20 protein-coding genes, 1 tRNA gene and 1 pseudogene are annotated in these 20,201 nt (G+C 55.6%); 16 read left to right on the forward strand and 6 right to left on the reverse strand.

All coding sequences use genetic code 11. The features are described 5' to 3' along the window. Positions 1-55: 55 nt before the first annotated feature. The 4 genes from hisB to hisF are packed head-to-tail and all read left to right on the forward strand — an operon-like array spanning position 56 to position 2,878. Entirely contained in the window at positions 56-649 is a 594-nt protein-coding gene (hisB, locus tag CFI10_RS00220; protein ID WP_091827547.1) for an imidazoleglycerol-phosphate dehydratase HisB, read from the forward strand. A 3-nt stretch (positions 650-652) separates the two neighbouring features. Next, the gene (gene hisH, locus CFI10_RS00225) at positions 653-1,300 is read left to right on the forward strand and encodes an imidazole glycerol phosphate synthase subunit HisH (protein WP_206837750.1); all 648 of its coding nucleotides are present in this window, start codon (positions 653-655) and stop codon (positions 1,298-1,300) included. A gap of 52 nt (positions 1,301-1,352) precedes the next feature. Beyond that, positions 1,353-2,093: a 1-(5-phosphoribosyl)-5-[(5-phosphoribosylamino)methylideneamino]imidazole-4-carboxamide isomerase gene (gene hisA / locus CFI10_RS00230; protein WP_206837753.1), complete on the forward strand. Its 741-nt coding sequence runs from the start codon at positions 1,353-1,355 to the stop codon at positions 2,091-2,093. Between the two features lie 11 nt (positions 2,094-2,104). Further along, complete coding sequence (hisF, locus tag CFI10_RS00235) at positions 2,105-2,878, forward strand: imidazole glycerol phosphate synthase subunit HisF (RefSeq protein WP_206837756.1); 774 nt, start codon at positions 2,105-2,107, stop codon at positions 2,876-2,878. A gap of 17 nt (positions 2,879-2,895) precedes the next feature. On the opposite strand, the gene CFI10_RS00240 is transcribed toward hisF, so the two are convergent. From CFI10_RS00240 to CFI10_RS00260, 5 genes are all read right to left on the reverse strand, one after another. Beyond that, complete coding sequence (locus CFI10_RS00240; RefSeq protein WP_206837759.1) at positions 2,896-3,807, reverse strand: hypothetical protein; 912 nt, start codon at positions 3,805-3,807, stop codon at positions 2,896-2,898. Beyond that, entirely contained in the window at positions 3,786-5,918 is a 2,133-nt protein-coding gene (locus CFI10_RS00245; RefSeq protein WP_206837762.1) for a putative bifunctional diguanylate cyclase/phosphodiesterase, read from the reverse strand. The genes CFI10_RS00240 and CFI10_RS00245 overlap by 22 nt, the downstream gene beginning before the upstream one ends. Next, on the reverse strand, positions 5,915-6,811 hold the full coding sequence (locus CFI10_RS00250; RefSeq protein WP_091827484.1) for a phosphate/phosphite/phosphonate ABC transporter substrate-binding protein: 897 nt from the start codon (positions 6,809-6,811) through the stop codon (positions 5,915-5,917). The genes CFI10_RS00245 and CFI10_RS00250 overlap by 4 nt, the downstream gene beginning before the upstream one ends. Before the next feature lie 95 nt (positions 6,812-6,906). Beyond that, on the reverse strand, positions 6,907-7,758 hold the full coding sequence (locus CFI10_RS00255) for a DNA ligase (RefSeq protein WP_206837765.1): 852 nt from the start codon (positions 7,756-7,758) through the stop codon (positions 6,907-6,909). A 101-nt stretch (positions 7,759-7,859) separates the two neighbouring features. Then, a complete protein-coding gene (locus CFI10_RS00260) occupies positions 7,860-8,297 on the reverse strand; it encodes a c-type cytochrome (protein WP_242530064.1) in 438 nt (145 codons plus the stop codon). 288 nt (positions 8,298-8,585) lie between these two features. Between CFI10_RS00260 and CFI10_RS00265 the strand changes: the two genes are divergently transcribed. Continuing rightward, positions 8,586-8,662 (forward strand) — tRNA-Arg (locus tag CFI10_RS00265). A gap of 169 nt (positions 8,663-8,831) precedes the next feature. Further along, entirely contained in the window at positions 8,832-9,143 is a 312-nt protein-coding gene (locus tag CFI10_RS00270; protein ID WP_206837768.1) for a terminase small subunit, read from the forward strand. 688 nt (positions 9,144-9,831) lie between these two features. On the opposite strand, the gene radC is transcribed toward CFI10_RS00270, so the two are convergent. After that, positions 9,832-10,371, reverse strand: a complete 540-nt coding sequence (radC, locus tag CFI10_RS00275) for a RadC family protein (protein ID WP_206837771.1) — start codon at positions 10,369-10,371, stop codon at positions 9,832-9,834. Positions 10,372-10,721: 350 nt separating this feature from the next. On the opposite strand from radC, the gene CFI10_RS00280 reads away from it, so the two are divergent. The 10 genes and pseudogenes from CFI10_RS00280 to CFI10_RS00325 all read left to right on the forward strand — a co-directional run bounded on the left by CFI10_RS00280 (position 10,722) and on the right by CFI10_RS00325 (position 20,189). Continuing rightward, positions 10,722-10,973: a hypothetical protein gene (locus CFI10_RS00280; protein WP_206837774.1), complete on the forward strand. Its 252-nt coding sequence runs from the start codon at positions 10,722-10,724 to the stop codon at positions 10,971-10,973. 64 nt (positions 10,974-11,037) lie between these two features. Beyond that, complete coding sequence (locus CFI10_RS00285) at positions 11,038-12,342, forward strand: IS1380 family transposase (protein ID WP_206837226.1); 1,305 nt, start codon at positions 11,038-11,040, stop codon at positions 12,340-12,342. Positions 12,343-12,668: 326 nt separating this feature from the next. Continuing rightward, positions 12,669-14,024 carry an IS1182 family transposase gene (locus CFI10_RS00290; protein WP_206835339.1) on the forward strand — a complete coding sequence of 452 codons (1,356 nt, stop codon included), beginning with the start codon at positions 12,669-12,671 and terminating at the stop codon, positions 14,022-14,024. A 235-nt stretch (positions 14,025-14,259) separates the two neighbouring features. After that, entirely contained in the window at positions 14,260-14,604 is a 345-nt protein-coding gene (locus CFI10_RS00295) for a recombinase family protein (protein WP_425270455.1), read from the forward strand. Between the two features lie 2 nt (positions 14,605-14,606). After that, positions 14,607-17,576 (forward strand): annotated as a pseudogene (locus CFI10_RS00300) (Tn3 family transposase). 53 nt (positions 17,577-17,629) lie between these two features. Continuing rightward, positions 17,630-18,016, forward strand: coding sequence for a type II toxin-antitoxin system HipA family toxin (locus tag CFI10_RS00305; RefSeq protein WP_425270456.1), 387 nt, complete (start codon positions 17,630-17,632; stop codon positions 18,014-18,016). 158 nt (positions 18,017-18,174) lie between these two features. Then, entirely contained in the window at positions 18,175-19,428 is a 1,254-nt protein-coding gene (locus CFI10_RS00310) for an ATP-binding protein (protein ID WP_206837777.1), read from the forward strand. Next, positions 19,340-19,585, forward strand: a complete 246-nt coding sequence (locus CFI10_RS00315; RefSeq protein ID WP_206837780.1) for a nucleotide-binding protein — start codon at positions 19,340-19,342, stop codon at positions 19,583-19,585. The genes CFI10_RS00310 and CFI10_RS00315 overlap by 89 nt, the downstream gene beginning before the upstream one ends. A gap of 44 nt (positions 19,586-19,629) precedes the next feature. Beyond that, positions 19,630-19,989, forward strand: a complete 360-nt coding sequence (locus CFI10_RS00320) for a P-loop NTPase family protein (protein ID WP_206837785.1) — start codon at positions 19,630-19,632, stop codon at positions 19,987-19,989. A 20-nt stretch (positions 19,990-20,009) separates the two neighbouring features. Continuing rightward, a complete protein-coding gene (locus CFI10_RS00325; RefSeq protein WP_206837787.1) occupies positions 20,010-20,189 on the forward strand; it encodes a hypothetical protein in 180 nt (59 codons plus the stop codon). The last annotated feature ends 12 nt before the right edge of the window (positions 20,190-20,201 follow it).

Below are 20,201 nucleotides of genomic sequence, written 5' to 3' on the forward strand. Positions count from 1 at the left end.
AGCGACGGTTGAATGTATAATGATCGTTTTGGTAAAACCCATGGCGGAGAGAAAGATGGCCGAGCGCAAAGCCCAGGTAACCCGCAACACGCTGGAGACCCAGATCAGTGTTGCAATCAACCTTGATGGCACCGGGCAGCTGGATGTGGATACCGGTGTGCCTTTTCTGGATCACATGCTGGATCAGATCGCCCGGCATGGCCTGATTGACCTTGAAATCAGCGCAATCGGCGACCTGCATATCGACGACCATCACACCGTGGAAGATATCGGCATTACCCTTGGCCAGGCATTCAAGCAGGCTGTGGGCGACAAGAAAGGCATCCGTCGTTACGGCCATGCCTATGTGCCCCTGGATGAAGCGCTGTCGCGCGTGGTGATCGACTTCTCCGGCCGTCCCGGCCTTGAAATGCATGTGGACTTCACCCGGGGCCGTGTGGGCGGGTTCGACGTGGATCTGTTCAGTGAATTCTTCCACGGCTTCGTCAACCATGCCCAGGTAACGCTGCACATCGACAACCTGCGTGGCAAGAACACTCACCATCAGGCCGAAACCGTTTTCAAGGCGTTTGGCCGTGCCCTGCGCATGGCGCTGGAGTTTGACCCGCGCGGCGAAGGGATCATGCCCTCCACTAAGGGGTGCCTGTAAGTCATGAGCAGTATCGCAGTAATCGACTATGGCATGGGCAACCTGCACTCTGTGGCCAAGGCGCTGGAGCATGTTCAGCCGGGCGTTGAGGTGCGGGTGACCGCCGACCCGGAACAGGTACGCAGTGCCGATCGTGTTCTGTTGCCCGGAGTGGGCGCCATTCGTGACTGTATGGCTGAGATCCGTCGCCTGGGTGTGGATGCCGAGGTGCGTGAAGCGATCGCGTCGGGCAAGCCGTTTTTGGGTATCTGTGTCGGCTATCAGGCGCTGATGGAGTTTTCCGAAGAGAACAACGGTGTCGACTGCCTCGGCGAGTTCGAGGGCCGCGTCAACTTCTTCGGCAATGACCTCAGGGACGCCGATGGCGAGCGCCTGAAAGTACCGCACATGGGCTGGAACCAGGTCTACCAGACTCAGGACCATCCACTCTGGGCCAGCATAGAAGATGGCAGCCGTTTCTACTTTGTACACAGCTACTACGTAAAGGCGAGACAGCGCGAGCTGGTTGCCGCTACCTGTAACTACGGCGTCGACTTTGATGTGGCGATCGCTCGCGACAACGTGTTTGCGGTGCAGTTCCATCCCGAGAAAAGCCAGAAGGTGGGGCTGCAGCTGCTGCAGAACTTTCTCAACTGGGACGGCCGCCCCTGAGCCATACATTCGCCTGACAACTTTTGACTGATTATTCTGGATCTGAGCCGATATGCTGATTATTCCCGCGATTGACCTTAAAGATGGTGCCTGCGTTCGTTTGCGTCAGGGGCGCATGGACGACTCCACCGTATTTTCCGACAACCCGGTCGAAATGGCGGCCAAATGGGTCGAAGCCGGCTGCCGTCGTCTGCACCTGGTTGACCTGAACGGCGCCTTCGCCGGTGAGCCGGTCAATGGCGAGATCGTGAAGAAGATCGCAGAGGCCTACCCGGACCTGCCGATCCAGATCGGTGGCGGAATTCGTTCCGCCGAGATCATTCAGGCCTATCTGGATGCCGGTGTGCAGTATGTCATCATCGGTACCAAGGCGGTAAAAGAGCCGGAGTTCGTCACCGAGATGTGCAAGCGTTTCCCGGGTCACATCATCGTTGGTCTGGATGCACAGGACGGCTATGTGGCGATCGACGGCTGGGCTGAAGTCACCGACGTGAAGGCGGTGGATCTGGCCAAGCGCTTCAAGAACGACGGTGTCAGTGCCATTGTCTACACCGATATCAGCCGTGATGGCATGATGCAGGGCGTGAACGTGGACGCCACCGTGGAGCTGGCGCGTGAAGCCGGTATTCCGGTGATCGCCTCCGGTGGTGTGACCAACATCGACGATATCAAGGCACTGGCAGCAGTGGCTGATCAGGGTATTCTGGGCGCTATTACCGGCCGTGCCATCTATGAAGGCACGCTGGACGTGGCTGAGGCTCAGACGCTGAGCGATCAGCTGACTGCCAAGTAAGAGGACACAAGATGGCTCTGGCAAAACGCATCATCCCCTGCCTCGACGTGGAAAATGGCCGCGTGGTAAAAGGGGTCAAGTTCCTCGATATTCGTGATGCCGGTGACCCGGTGGAAGTGGCCAAACGTTACGATGAGCAGGGCGCGGATGAGATCACTTTTCTCGATATCACCGCCACCCATGAGGGCCGCGACACCATGGTACATACCGTGGAGAAGATGGCGTCTCAGGTGTTCATTCCGCTGACCGTAGGCGGCGGCATTCGCACCTGCGAGGATATCCGCACCATGCTCAATGCCGGTGCCGACAAGGTGTCGATCAACAGCGCGGCGGTGACCAATCCCGACTTCGTGCGCGAAGCCGCGGAAAGATTCGGCAGCCAATGTATCGTTGTGGCGATTGATGCCAAAAAAGTGAGTCAGCCGGGTGAACCCGACCGTTGGGAGATCTTCACCCACGGCGGTCGCAAGCCGACCGGTATTGATGCCGTGGAATGGGCGAAGAAAATGGTCGACTACGGGGCCGGCGAAATCCTGCTCACCTCCATGGATCAGGACGGCGTCAAAAGCGGCTATGATCTGGGCGTGACCCGTGCAATCAGCGAGGCCGTGCATGTGCCGGTGATCGCGTCGGGTGGTGTGGGCAACCTGGACCATCTGGTGGAAGGCTGCACGCTGGGCAAGGCCGATGCGGTGCTGGCGGCCTCGATCTTCCACTTCAACGAGTACACCATCCCGCAGGCGAAGGAATACATGCGCCAACACGGGATCGAAGTGCGGCTGTAAACCGGCTGCAGCCGGGCTCAGAACTCGTAGCTGAGCTCGGCCTGATATTTCATTTCGCGTCGATCAGGCCCGTTCAGGTGGCGCTCGATCTTGAACTCGAATTCAAAACCGGGCATGGGGGATTCGTATTCCAGTCGGATCTGTCCCAGCCAGCGCTCTTCGTCTTCCCAGCTCCATTGCTGGCTGTCCCGATCTCGTTCCGCCTTGTCTTCCAGCTGCCAGGTAGGGCCCAGAGTCAGTTCCCAGCCATCCAGCGGCGGGATCCAGTTCAGCCAGAGGCTGGCTTCGTACTGCAGCTCCTGTTCTGCTGCTTCGTCACGCTCACGGGCACTGTCATGCCACTGGCTGAAATACTGATGCTTTACCTCCAGCCGGGGCTGCAGAAACAGGCTGCTGACCGGTGTCATATACTCAGCGTTCAAACGTAACTTCGACTCATACCCTGTACCGCGACCACTGCGCGGTGTGGCATCCGGTGCGACGCTGGTGGCTTTATAGGCCACATCGATAAAGCGGTCGTGATAGCCATCCAGCGTCCAGTGATAACCACCCAAGGCACGGCCGATGTCGTAACGAAAACCGGCGCCGATAACGGGAGTGGTACGCCACTCGGTTCGGCTCTTGTCGTTTTTGAGTGAACCATCTTCACGAAACTCCAGGCTTATGTCCTGTGTGCGGCGGTAGTTCATCCCCATTCGACCCTGCCACGTCCAGCGCTCACCTTGCCAAAATCCCAGTGTGAGCAGGGTTTTGCTTTCCCAGCGGGTTTTGCGCTTTACGTCCAGTTCATCAAAGGCACCGCTTTTCTTGTACTGGATATCACGGGTTTCGGGGCTGCGGCTGTATTCCAGATCGGTTTTCAGCTCAATGTCCATGGCCAGTGCCGGGCCGCCAAGTAGCAGGCCGCTCAGGAGGAGGTTTCGGTGCATTGTTGTTCCAGCAGTGGTTTCAGAGATGAGTAGCGCATGGGGCGATAGAGGCCAAAGCCCTGACCATAGTGGCTGCCCAATGCAGTGATGCACGCCAGTTGGGAGTCTGTTTCGATCCCCTCGGCAACGGTCTTCAGCTTCATGCTGCGCGCCAGAGTCACGATCGACTCCACCAGCGAGTGATCAGATTCGGGCCTCAGCTCACGTATAAAGCTGCGATCAATCTTGAGGCCATCAATCGGCAGTTGATGCAGGTAGCTCAAAGAGGAGTAGCCGGTACCGAAATCATCGATCCAGATGTTGATGCCGGCATCTTTCCACTGCGTGAGAGTATCGCGGCAGTCATCCAGATGACGGATCATGCTGGTTTCGGTCAGCTCAATGCTCAGGCAGTGCGGCGGTACGCCCCGCGCCTGGATCAGCTCAGTCAGGAATGTTCGGGTACTGGCCTGATGCAGTGCGGCACCGGAGATGTTGATCGAGATGGCAAAGCCCGGGTAAAGCGCCTGCAGCACAAGCAGATCATGGATGGCTTGGTGAGCGACCCAACGGGTAACCGGCTCCATCAGATCCGAGTCTTCAATCAACGGGATAAAACGTGCCGGTGAAATCAGCCCCTGTTCGGGGTGATTCCAGCGCAGCAGGGCTTCAGCGGCCCGGATACGGCCGTTGCGCAGATCAATCACCGGCTGGTACTCAAGATGAAACTGGGACTCTGCCAGTGCCGTGCGAACGCCCTGCAGTATTTCCAGCCGCTCGTACAGTTCCTGGTTCATCTGTGGCGAGAAGAAGGCGTACTGGTTGCGTCCGCTCTGCTTGGCCGCGTACATGGCGATATCGGCATTTTTCAGAATTTCACTGCTGCTGGCGCCGTCATCGGGATACAGAGTAATGCCGATACTGCTCGAGATGTTGAAGTAGCGTCCATCGATCAGGAATGGCTGGTCCAGGGTCGCGGCGACCTTGCCAGCCAGCTCGGCAACCTGGTCGCTGCGCTCGGGTGCGGGATAAAGCGTTACGAATTCGTCGCCACCAAGGCGTGCCAGTAGTACTTCACCGGTTTCCGGATCGCAGACATCCAGCTCCAGCAACAAGTTGCGTAACCGCGCTGCGGCTTCGAACAGCAGCAGGTCGCCCATGTCGTGACCGGCGGTATCGTTCACTTCCTTGAAGTGATCCAGATCGATAAAGACAACACCCAGCCGTTGCCCGTTGCGCTCCGAATACTGCAGCAGCCGTTCCAGTGATTGCTGGAACCAGTGGCGGTTGGGCAGTTGTGTCAGGTTGTCCAGATAGGCCAGCTGGGTAGTTTGATGATGGCTTTGTTCCAGGCTGCGCCGCATCTGCTCCAATGCATTGCCCAACTGCCCCAGTTCATCTGTTTGTTCCAGCCTGAAGCTGATGCTTTTATCACCTTCGCCGTAGCGCAGGCTTTTATCCGCCAACTGACGCAGTGGGCGGAACAGACGGCGACAGAACAGCCAGGTAAACAGCAGCGCAAGCAGCAACAGGATTACAGACCCCATCACCAGCTGGCCAGCCAGCTGCCGCTGCTTCTGCGCAGCCTCTGACGAGATTGCATTGCTGTGAGCGGTCAGATTCTCAAGCGCGCGGGTAAAGTCCACCGCCAGTGCCAGCTGGCCGATGGTCTGGTTGGAGACCTGTATCGGCTTGAACAGGTGCAGGGTGCTGTCCACCCAGGCTTGTTCAGCATCGCCCGGCACCTGGTCGATGCTTTCCAGTGGACGACCGTAATCGGCCACTGCTTCGGAGCCGTCGTGTACCAGTTTCAGCTCATGGTCGAACAGCAGTACGTAATCAAGCCCCGGCTGGGCCTGTACCTGCCGCAGCTGTTTGCCGATTTCGGTCAGGTCCAGATGATACAACGGGATATCCAGCTGAGCGCTGAGCGTATCGGTCAGAAGAGCAGCATCCTGTTCCAGCTGAGTTTTAAGCACCTCGGACAGATGACGCTGGCCGCTTTCTGTTGTGAACTGATTAAAACGCCCGAATGCCGACAGCAGGGTCAGCATCAAAATCGTAACGAGCACACAGGCAACGAGTGCAAAACTGAGCGTCAGTCGATCAGCCAGTGAACGCAGTGGCTTCATGGTGCTATTCCGGTAGAGAGCTGTTGCAGCAGATCCAGGTCCTGTTGGCTGGCAGGTTCAAAGCGACGGGTCTGCTCATAGCGCTGCAGTAGTGAGCGGTGCGCGTCATCAAGTGTCAGCAGCTGTTGTGCCAATGCTTCGGCAGCAGCAGGGGCCAGCGCAGACGTTACCAGTTCATATGCGCGTGGATAATGTTCCGAGCGGTGGATAATTCGCATCTTTTCGGTCAAACCGGCAGGCAGGCGGCCGGCTGTTGTCCAGTCACCATCGTTCACGCTGCCTGCTGTCGTGACCCCCTTATCTACCCAAAGAATGTTGTTCTTCTCATTGCGGCTGAACAGGTAACCGACCTGATCGGCAGGAGTGGGCTGGCCGGGCTTGTCCAGCTCGACGGGCTTGAGTCCTTCCGCCTGTAACGCCATCAGGGGCAGCAGGTAGCTGCTGAAAGAGTCCCGGTGCTCCAATGCGATTGTTTTGCCTTTCAGTTGTTGCAGTGTGTTGATATCACTGTCAGCACGCACATAGATCAGGCTCTGGTAGGAACGCTGGCCCCGTTTCCATTTACGCAGCAGTGGCGTCGCCAGATCTGCCTGCACCAGGCGGGCAGCGGTCAGCGGTGTTTCAGTCACCCAGTGAACCTCGCCGGCTCTGATGGCGGCACTCAACTGTTCATAGTCGGGAAACAGGCGCACTTCACCACGGCTGAAGCCCTCTGCCTCAAGTGCTTTTGCCATGAACTGCACCATCGGTCGCAGCTGGCGAAAATCCTTCTTGGGCCGATCGCTGATCTGGGCCAGCACCAGTGTTTGTGCAGTCAGCGGCAGACTGAGCAACAGCAAAAGCAGAGTGCTGCCCAGCCGTAAGGGGAAGGTGGTCAGGTTGGAAAGAGTCATGGCTATCGCATTCAGAGGTCGGGCTTACAGACACTGATCCTACGTTACCCCGTGAATGAAAACCATATCCAGGCATACCCTGAGCTTGAGCGATGTCATTCCGATCGACGTATTCGCAGAAAACGAGCAAACCGTGGCAGCCCATGCGTGGTCAACCCGTCATAACGAAAGGTGACCTGACTGCCAATGGGAGGCGGCTCGGCCCGTTCGGTATCACTGAAGCCGGTACCGAGGCGAAAACGACGGCCATCCTCCAGCTCGACCAGCAAGGCACCCAGCATGCCTGTGTATTTGCCCTTGCCCGGCAGGTGAGCCACTACAACGGCTTCGGCATCCTGGTGCCGTTTCAGCTTGCGCAGATCAGTGCTGCGGCTGAATTGATACAAGGCACTGGCCCGGTGCAGCATCAGCCCTTCACCACCGCGGCTGACTGTCACATCCAGCAATCGTTCCAGAGCCGGCTGATCCAACCCGCTGTGCTGGCGAATTGTCACGAGGTTGTCGGCTTCAGTTGTCGAAATCAGGGCCTCAAGCCGGGTTAAGCGCTGGCGGAAATTGCCGGGCCAGTGCGGAAGATCAAACAGCATGAAGCGCACATTCTCCCAGTCATCAGCGGTTGTCTGGTGGCGATTGATCAGGGCCGCGACCTCGCTGTAACGGCCATAGCCAATCCATAACTCGCCTTCCAGTGGCGTGTTGGGCCAGTTCTGCGTAATTGTGGCGGGCGGGTTGATCGGATAGCCACTGCGGCTGTAGAGCTGACGACCATCCCAGTAGGCACGCACACCATCATATTTTTCACTGACCAGCCAGTCATGCAAGCTTTCAGGTTGCACTACGTCAGGACCAATTGAGGTGGCAAGCATGGGAGTGTGCGAAGAAGCCTGGGCTGCCTGCAGAGCGAAAGGAAGCCCAAGCAGCAACAAGGCAGAGGCGGGTTTGAACATGAGTGTCATCCTTGAGTCAGATTGGGTCGGCTATCCGTGCCGACCAGAAACAACAAGGGCCGCCGAAGCAGCCCCTGTGCAAAACAAGTACTCGAGAGGTATCAGTTTTCCAGCATGTAGTCGATGCTGGCCTGAATCTCTTCGTCGGAACAGCTAGAGCAGGTGCCGCGCGGTGGCATGGCATTGAAGCCATTAAGAGCATGCGTCAGCAGGGTTTCCATGCCCTTCTCGTCAAGGCGCAGCTGCAGCTCATTGGTGCCAAACTTGGGCGCACCCAGTACACCGGTGCCGTGACAGGCTGCACAGCTGGCCTTGTATACATCCTCACCAGAACGGCCACCGGCAGAACTGCCCGCGGCGGCAACAGCTGCAGCACCGCCACAGTTCTCGTCGCCTTCAACGCAAACTGAACCGACAGGCTTGATGCGCTCGATGATTTGTTCTTCAGCAGGAGTAGCAGCCTGAACCGATACAGTCAGGGCCATGCCCAGACCAAACGCGCAGAGTGCAGATGCAGCTTTTGCAGCAAATTTATTCACAGTCACGACCTCATCACTTGGTAAGTTGGCGGGGCAGCGATGCCTGGCTGATGGTCGAAGATGCCGTAGCGGCAGGACCTGATGCAGACATGACTGCGCACACAAAAATCTGACCCGGGATTATACCGGCAAAAAAGCCCATACGGAAATTGAGTTGAAGCATTCCCGCGCCACTTTATACCTGCCTTTTAGTCGCAAGGATCACCCGGCGGGCTGCAGAGGCGTTAGAATTCACTTGGCAAACACGGTTCTGATCCGTACTATATGGCCCGCAAACACTTCTATTACGCGCCTGTAGCTCAGCTGGATAGAGTAGCAGGTTCCGATCCTGTTGGTCGGGGGTTCGAATCCCTCCAGGCGCGCCATTTTTTACCAATATTTCAATGCGTTATTTCGTTTGTGCCATAATCCTGCTGCGCGCAAGCGGTATATGGTACCTGCTCTGGTACCTTTCTCGTTGTGGTTGCCATAAGTTTTATTCATGATGAATTAAATAGGCTATAATATTAAAAATATCTAATATTATGCTTTGACATGGCACTTACCGCACTTCAAGAGCGTTTCATTGATACATACTCTGCTGATCCCCGCAGTGCAGCGGCTGCCTATGTGCGAGCAGGCGGTTCTGATGGGCCTGGAGCCAAGGTCACGGCTTGCCGTTATCTACAGCATCCGGCGATTGAGGAAGGCATCCGGCGCCAGCAGGAGCGCTTTCGGCAGGAGCAATGGGCTGTAAGGGATGAGCTCTTCGTAGAGCTTAAGGGAATTATCCATAGCCCTGATAGCACTGCCAGTGTGAAGCTGCGTGCAACTGAGCTACTGTGCAAGCTGTTCGGCCTGCTCTAGCCAGTAAGGATGTCAGTGGCTCACACGGGACTTTAGGGTCCCGTGTCCCGCTGATGCTCATTCTACCCTGCCTGATCACCCATGTTATAAGCCATGTGACATGACGCGCCGCGCCGCACCGCTGACGCCTGTTTTTGCGGCGGCAGACGCGCCGCCGGAAGACGCTAAAACAGACTACCCCCAAGACGCCTTGATTCGGTCAGGGGCTAATGAAGTGTTTTGGCAGCGTTAGGCGCTGATCGTCAGGTTCAAGCGTCCTTCGGCAGCTGCGCCGAAAATGTAGACCAGGTCTCGCTGGTCAATCCAGCCTTTCCCCCGTCTGTTGCCACCAGTGCGCGCGTCATTGCACCAGTAGCACGTTGAACTTCCGACCCGGCGTCGACTTGAATCGTGCCAGCGGTAGATGCCGCTGCCTCTGCATTTGGGGCAGGCGTCACCAGGCTTTAGATTCATTGCCTGTTCCATGGTTAGCGTTGGTAGGGCGTTGTATTCATGTCTCTGTGTTATGGGGGGGGACTGTGCTTTTCAGCGAACGCGCTGGGCCTGAATACCAGTGGTCACCTTTAATGTAGCGATAGAGCGGTTTTCCATTTCGCTGGCCAATAAGCTGCCAGCCCTGAATGACCTTAGCCATGGGGTTTACCTCGAGTGGTGGTAGGTTGTGTGGAGTGACGTTTCGGGGAGGAGCTCATAAATCGCCGCTTTCTGCTAGCGAGTGGCTGCTACCGCAGCCGATGATGATGTGATCGAGTAGCCTGACATCGACCAAAGCCAGGGCATCTTTCAGCCGTTGGGTGATCTGAATATCGGCTCGACTCGGGCTTGAATCTCCGGACGGGTGGTTGTGAGCCACGATCAGTGCAGCGGCGTTGTGGACCAGCGCCCGTTTGACGACCTCTCGAGGGTAAACTGATGCGGCGTTAATGGTTCCGTAGAACAGGACTTCATCAGTGATGATCCTGTGACGGTTGTCTAGGAACAGCACCATGAACACCTCTTGCTCCATGCCTTCAAGCCGTGCGCCGAGGTATTCACGAACAGCATTTGGAGATGTGAGGGCGCTATGTTCTTTGTCCCTGAACTGCTCGATAACAAGCTGACGCCCGGCTTGGATAATCTGATCAGCCGTCAGTGTGTTGTTGGTCCTGAATGTACCGTCATGTTCACGAATAAAGCCGTTCAGGGGGTTGGCAAAACCAGTGGTGGTGCTAGTATCGGTGTTAGCCATGATCGTCTCCTATTAGACGGTTAGGGTCAGGGTGCTGGCGTGGTTGCAGCCATTCCAGCGCCTGTTTCAATTTCCTTGCAGCGAGGATGTCGCAAGGTTTTCGTTTAGCGCGCAATGCGCCATGGATGAATAAGGGGGTGGGGGTACCCAACAAGGTTCCAGAGCGTGGTTTTCAGTTTTACTTTTCGGAAAGTGATCCGAAGAGGGAGGGTGGGATTTTAGGGAACCTGATACAGCACTTGATAAAAAATATTAGATCCCTGTATTTTTCAATTTTGGGGAATTTCCAAAGTTGTTGTTTTAAAAAACATTTTATAAATATGCATCGCATCTAAAAAAATAGGTTTTTCATGCTTGATAAGATTATCAATTTAATAATAGTTAACTTATTTCTTTCTGGTTTTATCTATGCAGCAGATGATGGGCCATTTTGTAGTGATTTAGATCATAAGATATATGAGAATTACAATAAGCCCATGGAGTTTTGCATAGGGTATAACGGCGGTAGAATGACTACATCATATTGGATTAATGCTGTTGGGGTAATTGAAGAACCTGATTCCGTGACTTACAACCCCACTCACACCTCTACAACACTGTAACCACGCGGCCTGCGGCGGTAATATGGACGCCATTCTCGATTCACCCAGGCAGTGATATCTGACTATGCGTACCTTCAAGCTTGAACAGTCAAAAACCGAGATTATCACACCCCACGGTGGTCTGGCGCTGGTTGGGCACAGCGTGAACAGGATGACCTCTCTGGCTAAGACCTCGCGCTCCATCGTCAAGCGCCATGGCATCGCCAACATCGACCTCATCCGTACCTACCTGGGGTTGATTTGCCTTGGCAAGAGCGACTTCGAAGCGGTCGAGCACGCACGCCATGATCCCTTCTTCAAAGCGGCCATGGGCATCAAGCAATCACCTTCATCGGCCCGGCTGCGTCAGCGCTTTGATGAAGATGCCCGCGCACTGATCCCGTTATTGGATGAGGCCAGCGTCGAGTTTCTGTGTAACGCTTCGGTGCCTATCGGCACACTCACCACCGGGCACGTGCCACTGGATATGGACGTGTTTCCCATGGACAACAGCAACAGTAAAAAAGAGGGCGTGGCCTATACCTACAAGGGGCATGACGGTTATGCCCCCATCGCGGCCTACCTGGGCACGGAGGGCTGGTGTCTGGGCTGTGAGCTGCGACCGGGTAACCAACATGCCAATAAAGAGTTTATTCACACCCTCGACCGGGTGCTGCCTCGAGTCCGAGAGCTGACCGATGCACCGCTACTGGTACGTCTTGACAGCGCCCATGATGCCGCCGAGAACCGGGGGTACTTCCGTGCGCACGGGGCAGACTACCTGATTAAGTGGAACCCCCGCTCACAAGATGGACTGGCCTGGGTCGACAAGGCTCATGCGGCCGGCGCACTTTGGTGCCATACCCGACCGGGCAAAATGGAAACGCTGGTAAGCGAACCGCTGGATGGCACGGACGACCGCCTGATCGTCAAGGTGACGGTGCGCCAGAGTGACAGTTCAAGACAGCTGTTTTTGGAGCCGGAGGTCAGCCTGGAGGGCTGGACGACTTCACTCACATCGGACGCAGCAGATAACGCCAAGGTCATTGCGCTCTACCAGGATCACGCCACCAGCGAACAGTTCCACAGTGAGTTCAAGACTGATCTGGATCTCGAACGTTTGCCGTCAGGGAAGTTCGATACCAACGACCTGGTCATAGCCTTTGCCGTACTGGGCTACAACATACTGCGTTGGATGGGACAGAACGCGCTATTGGGGCCGGATGCACCGGTGCGTCATCCGGCCAAGCGTCGGCGGCTGAAAACCGTGATTCAGGAACTGATGTATATGGCCTGTCGCTTAGTCAGCAGCGGTCGTCGTCTCCACCTGCGCTTCGGACGACATTGTCCCGGTTTCGGGGCATTCAGTCGCGTCTACGGGCTGGCCTGATCCGGACTGTCGGATTTACAGCCATTCAAAATAGCCACACGCCCGAGCGCCATGCATGGCAGGGTATGCCTTGGCCTGCAGACAGAATCGAGACGAAATACTGCGGTGAGAAGCATGATCGATGCTGCAGTGGCGTAGATTAACCCGGTACACGTTAGATAAGATCGAGCTGTGTTAAAGAGCGAGGTCGTCTTCAGTGCTGGGTGCTGCAACAGCGGGTGAAGTCACTGATTCAGGTAGTATAGTAGCTCCCTAGCAGTCTGTCGGGTTTTCGATAGCCCTGTGAGATAATCCACCTGTCATTGAGCTACGACCGGAACATCATCATGAGCCGCTTTATTCCAGTAGACCGCCAGACCGACTATCTGCTGCCACCTTCAGTTGATGAGTGGTTGCCTGACGAGCACCTGGCGCGCTTTGTCGTCGATGTGGTCGAACAGCTGGACTTGTCTGCGCTGACACAACAGTACGCTGGTCGAGGCCATAAGGCGCATCATCCTGCGGTATTGCTGAGCCTGCTGGTCTACGGCTACGCCACTGGCGTGATCTCCAGCCGCAAGATCGAACGCGCCACCTACGACTCGATTGCCTTCCGCTACCTGGCCGCGAACACCCATCCCGACCACGATACGCTGGCCACGTTCCGCCGTCGCTTTCTATCTGAGCTGGAGCAACTGTTTGTTCAGGTACTGTTGCTGGCGCGCGAGATGAAGCTGCTCAAGTTCGGCACTATCGCCCTTGATGGAACCAAGGTTAAAGCCAATGCCAGCAAGCACAAGGCGCTGTCCTATGGACATGCCAAGAAGCTGGAGGCTCAGCTCAAGACGGAGGTAAACGCCCTGATCCAACGGGCCGAGGCGGCAGACAACGATGTCACGAGTGATGGCATGGACATTCCGGCCGAGATTGCTCGGCGTGAAGCCCGCCTGGCGGCCATTGCAGAGGCGAAGGTCAAAATCGAAGCCCGTGCGCAAGAACGGGATGCCGCAGAACAAACCACTTACCAGGATAAAGCAGCCAAACGCGATGCACAGCGAAAGGCAGGCAAAAAGCCACGTGGGCGTGATCCCAAACCCCCGATGGGTGGCCCACGCGATCAGGATCAGGTGAATCTCACGGATCCACAGTCCCGCATCATGCCGGTCACGGGTAAGGGCTTTGATCAGTGCTATAACGCCCAGGCAGCGGTGGATACTGAGAGCATGCTGGTAACCTCTGTCCACGTTACGCAAGCGACGAATGACAAACAACAAGTCATGCCACTGCTGAACGCATTGACCGCCTTACCCGCCTCATTGGGCAAGGTGGCCCATCTGCTGGCGGATACCGGTTACTTCAGTGCGGAGAATGTTAAGGTGTGCGGCCAGCAGGGTATTGAGCCTCTTATTGCCATGAAACGAGACGTTCACCACTTGCCGCTCTTCGAGCGCTTTGCAGCCGAGCCGGTAGCCCCCGACAGTGATGACCCTGTTGAGCAGATGGCCTATCGCCTGAAAACACAGGCGGGACGGGCCCGTTATGCGCTGCGCAAGCATACGGTGGAACCCGTGTTCGGCATCATCAAGCACGTCATGGGGTTCAGGCAGTTCTCACTCCGAGGGTTGGACAAGGTTAGTGGTGAGTGGCGTTTGGCCACCCTGGCATGGAATATCAAACGTATGCATCGCTTAGTGGTGAGCTGACAGCCAATGCTTGAAATACGTGCCTCTGACGGCCGCATGGGGTTAAGCAACAGTAAAGCGGCTGCACACGTCATGTGATGGCTGTCTGGCGATCATTGAAAGCGATAAAGAGCTCTGGCACGCCGACGAGCCCCGTTAATCCGACAGACTGCTAGGCCCCCATAGACAAAATTCCTGAAATGCGAATAGATGTAGCGGCCCGCAAACACCGAGGCGAACCCACATTATTGACGACCTGCGTCGCCTGGTCCACACGTTGACCCAACGGGGTGTCCGCATCGAATTCATCAAAGAAAGCCTGACTTTCACCGGCGAAGCGTCGCCGATGGCCAACCTCATGCTTTCCGTCATGGGCGCATTTGCCGAGTTCGAGCGTGCATTGATACGCGAGCGGCAGCGCGAAGGCATCGCACTGGCTCGAAAGCGTGGAGCGTATCGCGGTCGCAAGAAAGCCCTCTCTCCCGAAAAGATCGTCGAACTCCGGCAGCGCGTTGCAAACAGTGAACAAAAGGCGGCGCTGGCCCGTGAATTCGGCATCAGCCGCGAGACGCTGTACCAATACCTGAAAACGGTTGACTGACTATGCCCCGCCGTCGCCTATTGACCGCCGCTGAGCGGGATAGCTTGCTCTCGTTTCCAGAGACGGACGACACGCTCATCCAACACTACACTTTCTCCGAATCGGACTTGTCGGCGATTCGGCAGCGGCGTGGCCCGCACAACCGATTCGGTTTCGCGGTCCAGTTATGTTATCTGCGCTATCCCGGTATCGCGCTACCCACCAATGCCGAGCCACCAGCCTCCTTATTAACGCTCATCGGCCAGCAGTTGAGCATTGGGCCTGAGATTTGGCCGCGCTACGCCAAGAGGCCTGAAACGCGACGGGAGCATCTGGTCGAATTGCAGGCCTGGTTGAACCTGTCTTCGCTCAGCGGCGATGACTACCGGCGGTTTATTGACTCCATTGTCGACCTGGCCCAACAAACGGATCGCGGCATCGTTCTGGCTGAAGCGCTGGTCAAGTTGCTTAGACAACAACGCATCATTTTGCCGCCGCTGGATGTCATCGAACGCATGTGCAGCGAAGCGCTCACGCGAGGCACCCGACTCGTGTATGAAACGTTAACCGCGCTATTGACCAATCAGCATCGCCGCGCCTTCGAGCAGTTGCTGGCGATTCGCAAGGATATGTCGAGTAGTGCACTCGTCTGGCTGCGCCAGTCTCCCGGACCACCGAGGCCCAAACATATTCTGTTCCACCTCCAACGATTACAGACCGTGCGCGAGCTCAACCTCCCGGTTGGGCTTGAACATACCATCCACCAGAACCGTCTGCTGAAGCTCGCCCGTGAAGGCGGGCAAATGACCGCCCAGCACTTGCGGGACCTTGAATCGAGCCGTCGCTACGCCACACTAGTGGCAATCATACTCGATACACGAGCCACGCTGATTGACGAGATCATTGACCTACATGATCGCTTTATGGGCTCGCTGTTCAGCAAGGCCAAGCGTACACATGCTGAGCGCTTCCAGCGCTCCGGCAAGGAAATTAATAATAAGGTACGTCTGTACTCGCGTGTTGGGCGCGCACTGCTCGATGCCAAACAGACCGGAAGCGATCCGTATGCCGCCATTGAGGCGATCATGCCATGGGAGGTATTCAGTGCAAGCATCACCGAAGCGGAAAAGCTGGCCCAGTCAGAAGACTTCGATTACCTCGCTTTAATTGGTAGTGGCTTCAACTCGCTGCGGCGTTACACGCCGACGCTTCTGGATGCACTGGATATGAAGGCCGCACCGGCGGCGCGCGAGTTACACGCCGGGATCGAGCTGCTAAAGAACATGAATCAGCACCAGTCTCGTAAAGTGCCGGATGACGCCCCGACTGGCTTTATCCGCAAGCGCTGGGAAAGTCTGGTGTACACACCGGACGGAATTGACCGACGCTTCTATGAACTGTGCGTGCTATCCGAGCTCAAAAATGCGCTACGTTCCGGGGACATCTGGGTCCAGGATTCGCGGCAGTTTAAGGATTTCGAGGATTACCTGTTGCCGCCGACACGGTTCGAGGGTCAGCGTGAAGATCGAAAGCTCGGATTGGCGGTTGAAACGAATTGCGATAACTACTTGGAATCGCGATTGGCAACGCTGGACCAGGAGTTGATCACCGTAGAACGCCTGGCCTTCGCCGACCAGTTACCCGATGCAGGTATCTCACCCTCGGGCCGCCTAAGAATCACGCCATTGGACAACGCCGTGCCTGATGCGGCGGAAGCGCTGATGCAACAGGCCTATAGTCGGTTGCCGCACTTGAAGATCACCGAACTGTTGTTGGAAGTCGATAACTGGACGGGCTTCACGCAACACTTCACTCACCTCAAAAGCGGCGCAACCGCTGGGGATCGACAGCTACTACTCACGACGATCCTGGCTGATGCGATCAACCTGGGGCTATCCAAGATGGCTGAGTCCTGCCCTGGCACCACCTACGCTAAGCTGACGTGGCTCCAGGCGTGGCACATACGCGATGAAACGTATTCAGCGGGATTGGGGAGCCTGGTCAACGCTCATTCTCGCCAATCGTTCGCCGCATACTGGGGTGATGGCACCACGTCATCATCGGATGGCCAGAACTTCAAAGCCGGCGGTCGCGGTCAATTTGCTGGCCATGTAAATTTGAAATACGGTCAGGAGCCGGGCGTACAGTTCTACACGCATATCTCGGACCAGTACGCGCCGTTTCATTCCAAGGTCATTAACGCCACTGTTCGCGATGCCACTCATGTTCTGGATGGTTTGCTGTACCACGAGTCCGACCTTCGGATATAGGAGCACTATACGGACACGGCTGGCTTTACCGATCATGTGTTCGCCTTGATGCACTTGCTTGGGTACCGCTTCGCCCCGCGTATTCGTGATTTAGCCGACCGTCGTCTGTACATAAATGGTGACACAAAACAGTATCCGACACTCGCAGGCCTAATCGGCGGTCGCATCAACGTAAAACACATTCGGACGCATTGGGACGAAATCCTTCGTTTGGCGGCATCGATTAAGCAGGGCACTGTCACCGCATCACTGATGCTGCGCAAGCTCGGGAGCTATCCGCGTCAGAATGGCCTCGCGATCGCATTGCGCGAGCTGGGCCGCATTGAGCGAACATTATTCGCACTCGACTGGATGCAAAACGTCGAACTGCGTCGCCGCGTGCAGGTTGGTTTGAATAAGGGCGAGGCTAAGAACACGCTGGCTCGTGCCGTCTTCCTGAACCGGCTCGGTGAACTCCGCGATCGCAGTTACGAGAATCAACGCTACCGTGCAAGCGGACTCAATCTCGTCGTCAGCGCTATTATCCTTTGGAATACGGTTTATATGGAGCGGGCGGTTCAAGCACTGCGCGAAGACGGCCGGGATATCGACGAGACGCTTCTGCGGCATCTTTCTCCCTTGGGCTGGGAGCACATCAACCTGACCGGCGACTATATCTGGCAGCAGGACAAACAGGTCGAACAAGGAAAGTACCGATCGTTACGAACACTGCAGAGGTCTTAGCGTACGATTTTTTCCGTTTCGTGAGCTGACCCCTAGAAGGTCAAGACGAGGACATTGCCGAATTTACCCGCCGGTTGGTCTTCAATACGCTGATAGGCAATGCGGATATGCATTTGAAAAATTGGTCCGTGATCTACAAAGACACCCGCACAGTCTCGATTGCCCCTGCGTATGACTTTGTTTCGACCATTCCCTATCTCCCTGACGATAGTGCGGCGCTAAAGGTCAGCCGCAGTAAAAAGTTCAGTGACTTCACGCTGGATGAGCTGTCCCACTTGGCTGCTAAAGCGATGCTGCCGGAAAAGTGGGTGTTGGATACCGCCAAGGAAACCGTTGCAGGCTTCCATGAGGTATGGGCGAAAGAAAAAGCACACTTGCCGCTGACGCAATCCATGATCGCGGCCATCGAGCGGCACCTGCGCACAATACCAATCGGTTAATGAGTCGTCGGAGTATTCATACGGCCTCGAAGGCATCAGCCTGTTCGGGTCGGTGGACGGCGGATCAGCATTATGCCCTTTATTCTTACTTAGTATCAGATATAATAATTGTTAAATAAGATACTAAGTTATACTAATGGCACCCGCTGAGATTTTTAATGGCCGATCCTATTCATGCCAATTGGCACTACCCTCGTACCGAACTGGCCAACAAAATCCTGAAAGGCTTCCAGGTAGGGCTGGCCGAGCGCTTCACTATCTTTGCGCCGCGTAAGCGTGGGAAAACCGAGTTTGTTCAACGTGATGTTGCACCGCTTGCGAAAGAACAGGGCATCCTGGTCGTATATGTCGATTTCTGGCGCGACAAGGCATCACCCGCGATGGCGTTTGCAACGGCTGTCATGGCGGCACGCCGCGAACAGGAAAGCTGGTTTACCAATCTGCTCAGTCAATCTACTCTGAAAGCCAGCTTGAATCTGTTCGGTAACGATCTGTCGATGGAGCTTTCACCACAGAAGAAACAGGCCGAAAAAAAAATTGCAGAAGCTGCCTTCGAAGAGCTGGAGGCAACACGTAAACCGATTTTACTGTTGCTTGATGAGGTTCAGCATCTGGCGACCGATCCGGCTTTCGGCGACTTTACCGCGGCTTTGCGCAGCTTTATGACGGCGCGTTCCGATGAAAAGATCAAAGGTATCTTCACAGGCTCCAGCCAGGAGGGCCTGGCCCAACTATTTAAGCGAACCAAAGCCCCGTTTTATAACGCCAGCTCAACGCTGGACTTTCCCGATCTGGATGAGCACTTCGTCAGGTTCGAGTTGGCGGTATTCCAGCGTGTCACTGGAGGTGTCCAACTCAATGCAGTCAGGGCCAATGATGTGTTCGAATCAATGGCCCGGGCGCCGGGGCGTTTTACCGATCTACTCAGACGAATGGCTTTGGAGGAAGTGCATGATATCGATGAAGGCGTGTCACGCTTCGCGGATAGCCTAATCGAAGAAGAAAACCAGTTGTTTAGTGAGGTCTGGCAGACGCTTCACCCCATGGACAGGGCGTTACTCATCATGATTTCACGTGGCAAACACAAAGGCTTTTACAGTGAGCAATGTAAGGCGCAGCTACTTCAGCTGTACCCGGAGTTCGATCCTACCAAGAATTCGATGATCCAGAATGCACTCAATCGTCTCAAAAGTAATACCGTGAATGCCATTTACAGTGCGGAACATGGCGTGTGGCAGTTTGCCGATCCTGCATTCGAAAAGTTCGTGCAAAGCACAGATAAAGCATCTGGGATACACAAAGCAAACAAGGAAGGAATGAAGCATGATTATCACGATTGGTGGACAGAAAGGCGGCTCCGGCAAAAGCTGCCTGGCACAAAACCTCGCAGTAGCCCTGCAACGCGCCGGTGAGCAGGTAATGCTGATTGATGCCGACCCGCAGCAGACATCCGCTGACTGGGCTGAGCAACGGCATGAGAACGGCAAGGTTGAACCGATCGACTGCCAAGCCATGACTGGCGACATTTCAAAACAGCACTCGCTCTGGCATCCACCGGCAGGACTCTAATCATCGACTGTGGCGGTCGTGATACTAAGGAGCTGCGAAGCGCCTTGGTCATCGCAGACATTGCATTGGTCCCAACACGCCCGAAACGCCGAGACCTTAAAACCCTCGATTACGTTTCGGATTTGGTGGAAAAAAGCCGGCTGGTTAATCCTGACCTGATCGCACGGGTAGTCGTCTCTCAGGCTCCCAGCCTACCTAGCCAGGTGCAGCGGATCTTGGACTCAAAAGCAGTCGCCGACCAGTTTGGGCTACCTGCACTGGACCCCGTGATCTTTTCTCGTAACGTTTACGACGACGCAGAAGAAGCTGGGCTATCCGTATTTGAGGCAAGCGATGAGAAAGCGATAGTCGAAATCGAAGCCATCCGAGAAGCCTTGGTAGAACTACGAAGAATGATCAATTGATCATTTGAGGTAATGAAGCAATGAGCAATTTAACATCAGTATCAGCAGAACGCTTAGCAAAGAAAGCCAAAGCTGCCGAACAAGCCAAAAGCCACATCGATGCAGCTGATGTAGCAACAACCACAGAGATTAAGCAGAAGCGCCTCAACGTAAACATCCCCGAGGAACTGCACAAAAAGCTTAAACGTACACGCCGTTAAAACGACCCACTT

Origin of the sequence: Marinobacterium iners (assembly GCF_017310015.1) — a bacterium.
GTDB classification, from domain to species: Bacteria; Pseudomonadota; Gammaproteobacteria; order Pseudomonadales; family Balneatricaceae; genus Marinobacterium; species Marinobacterium iners.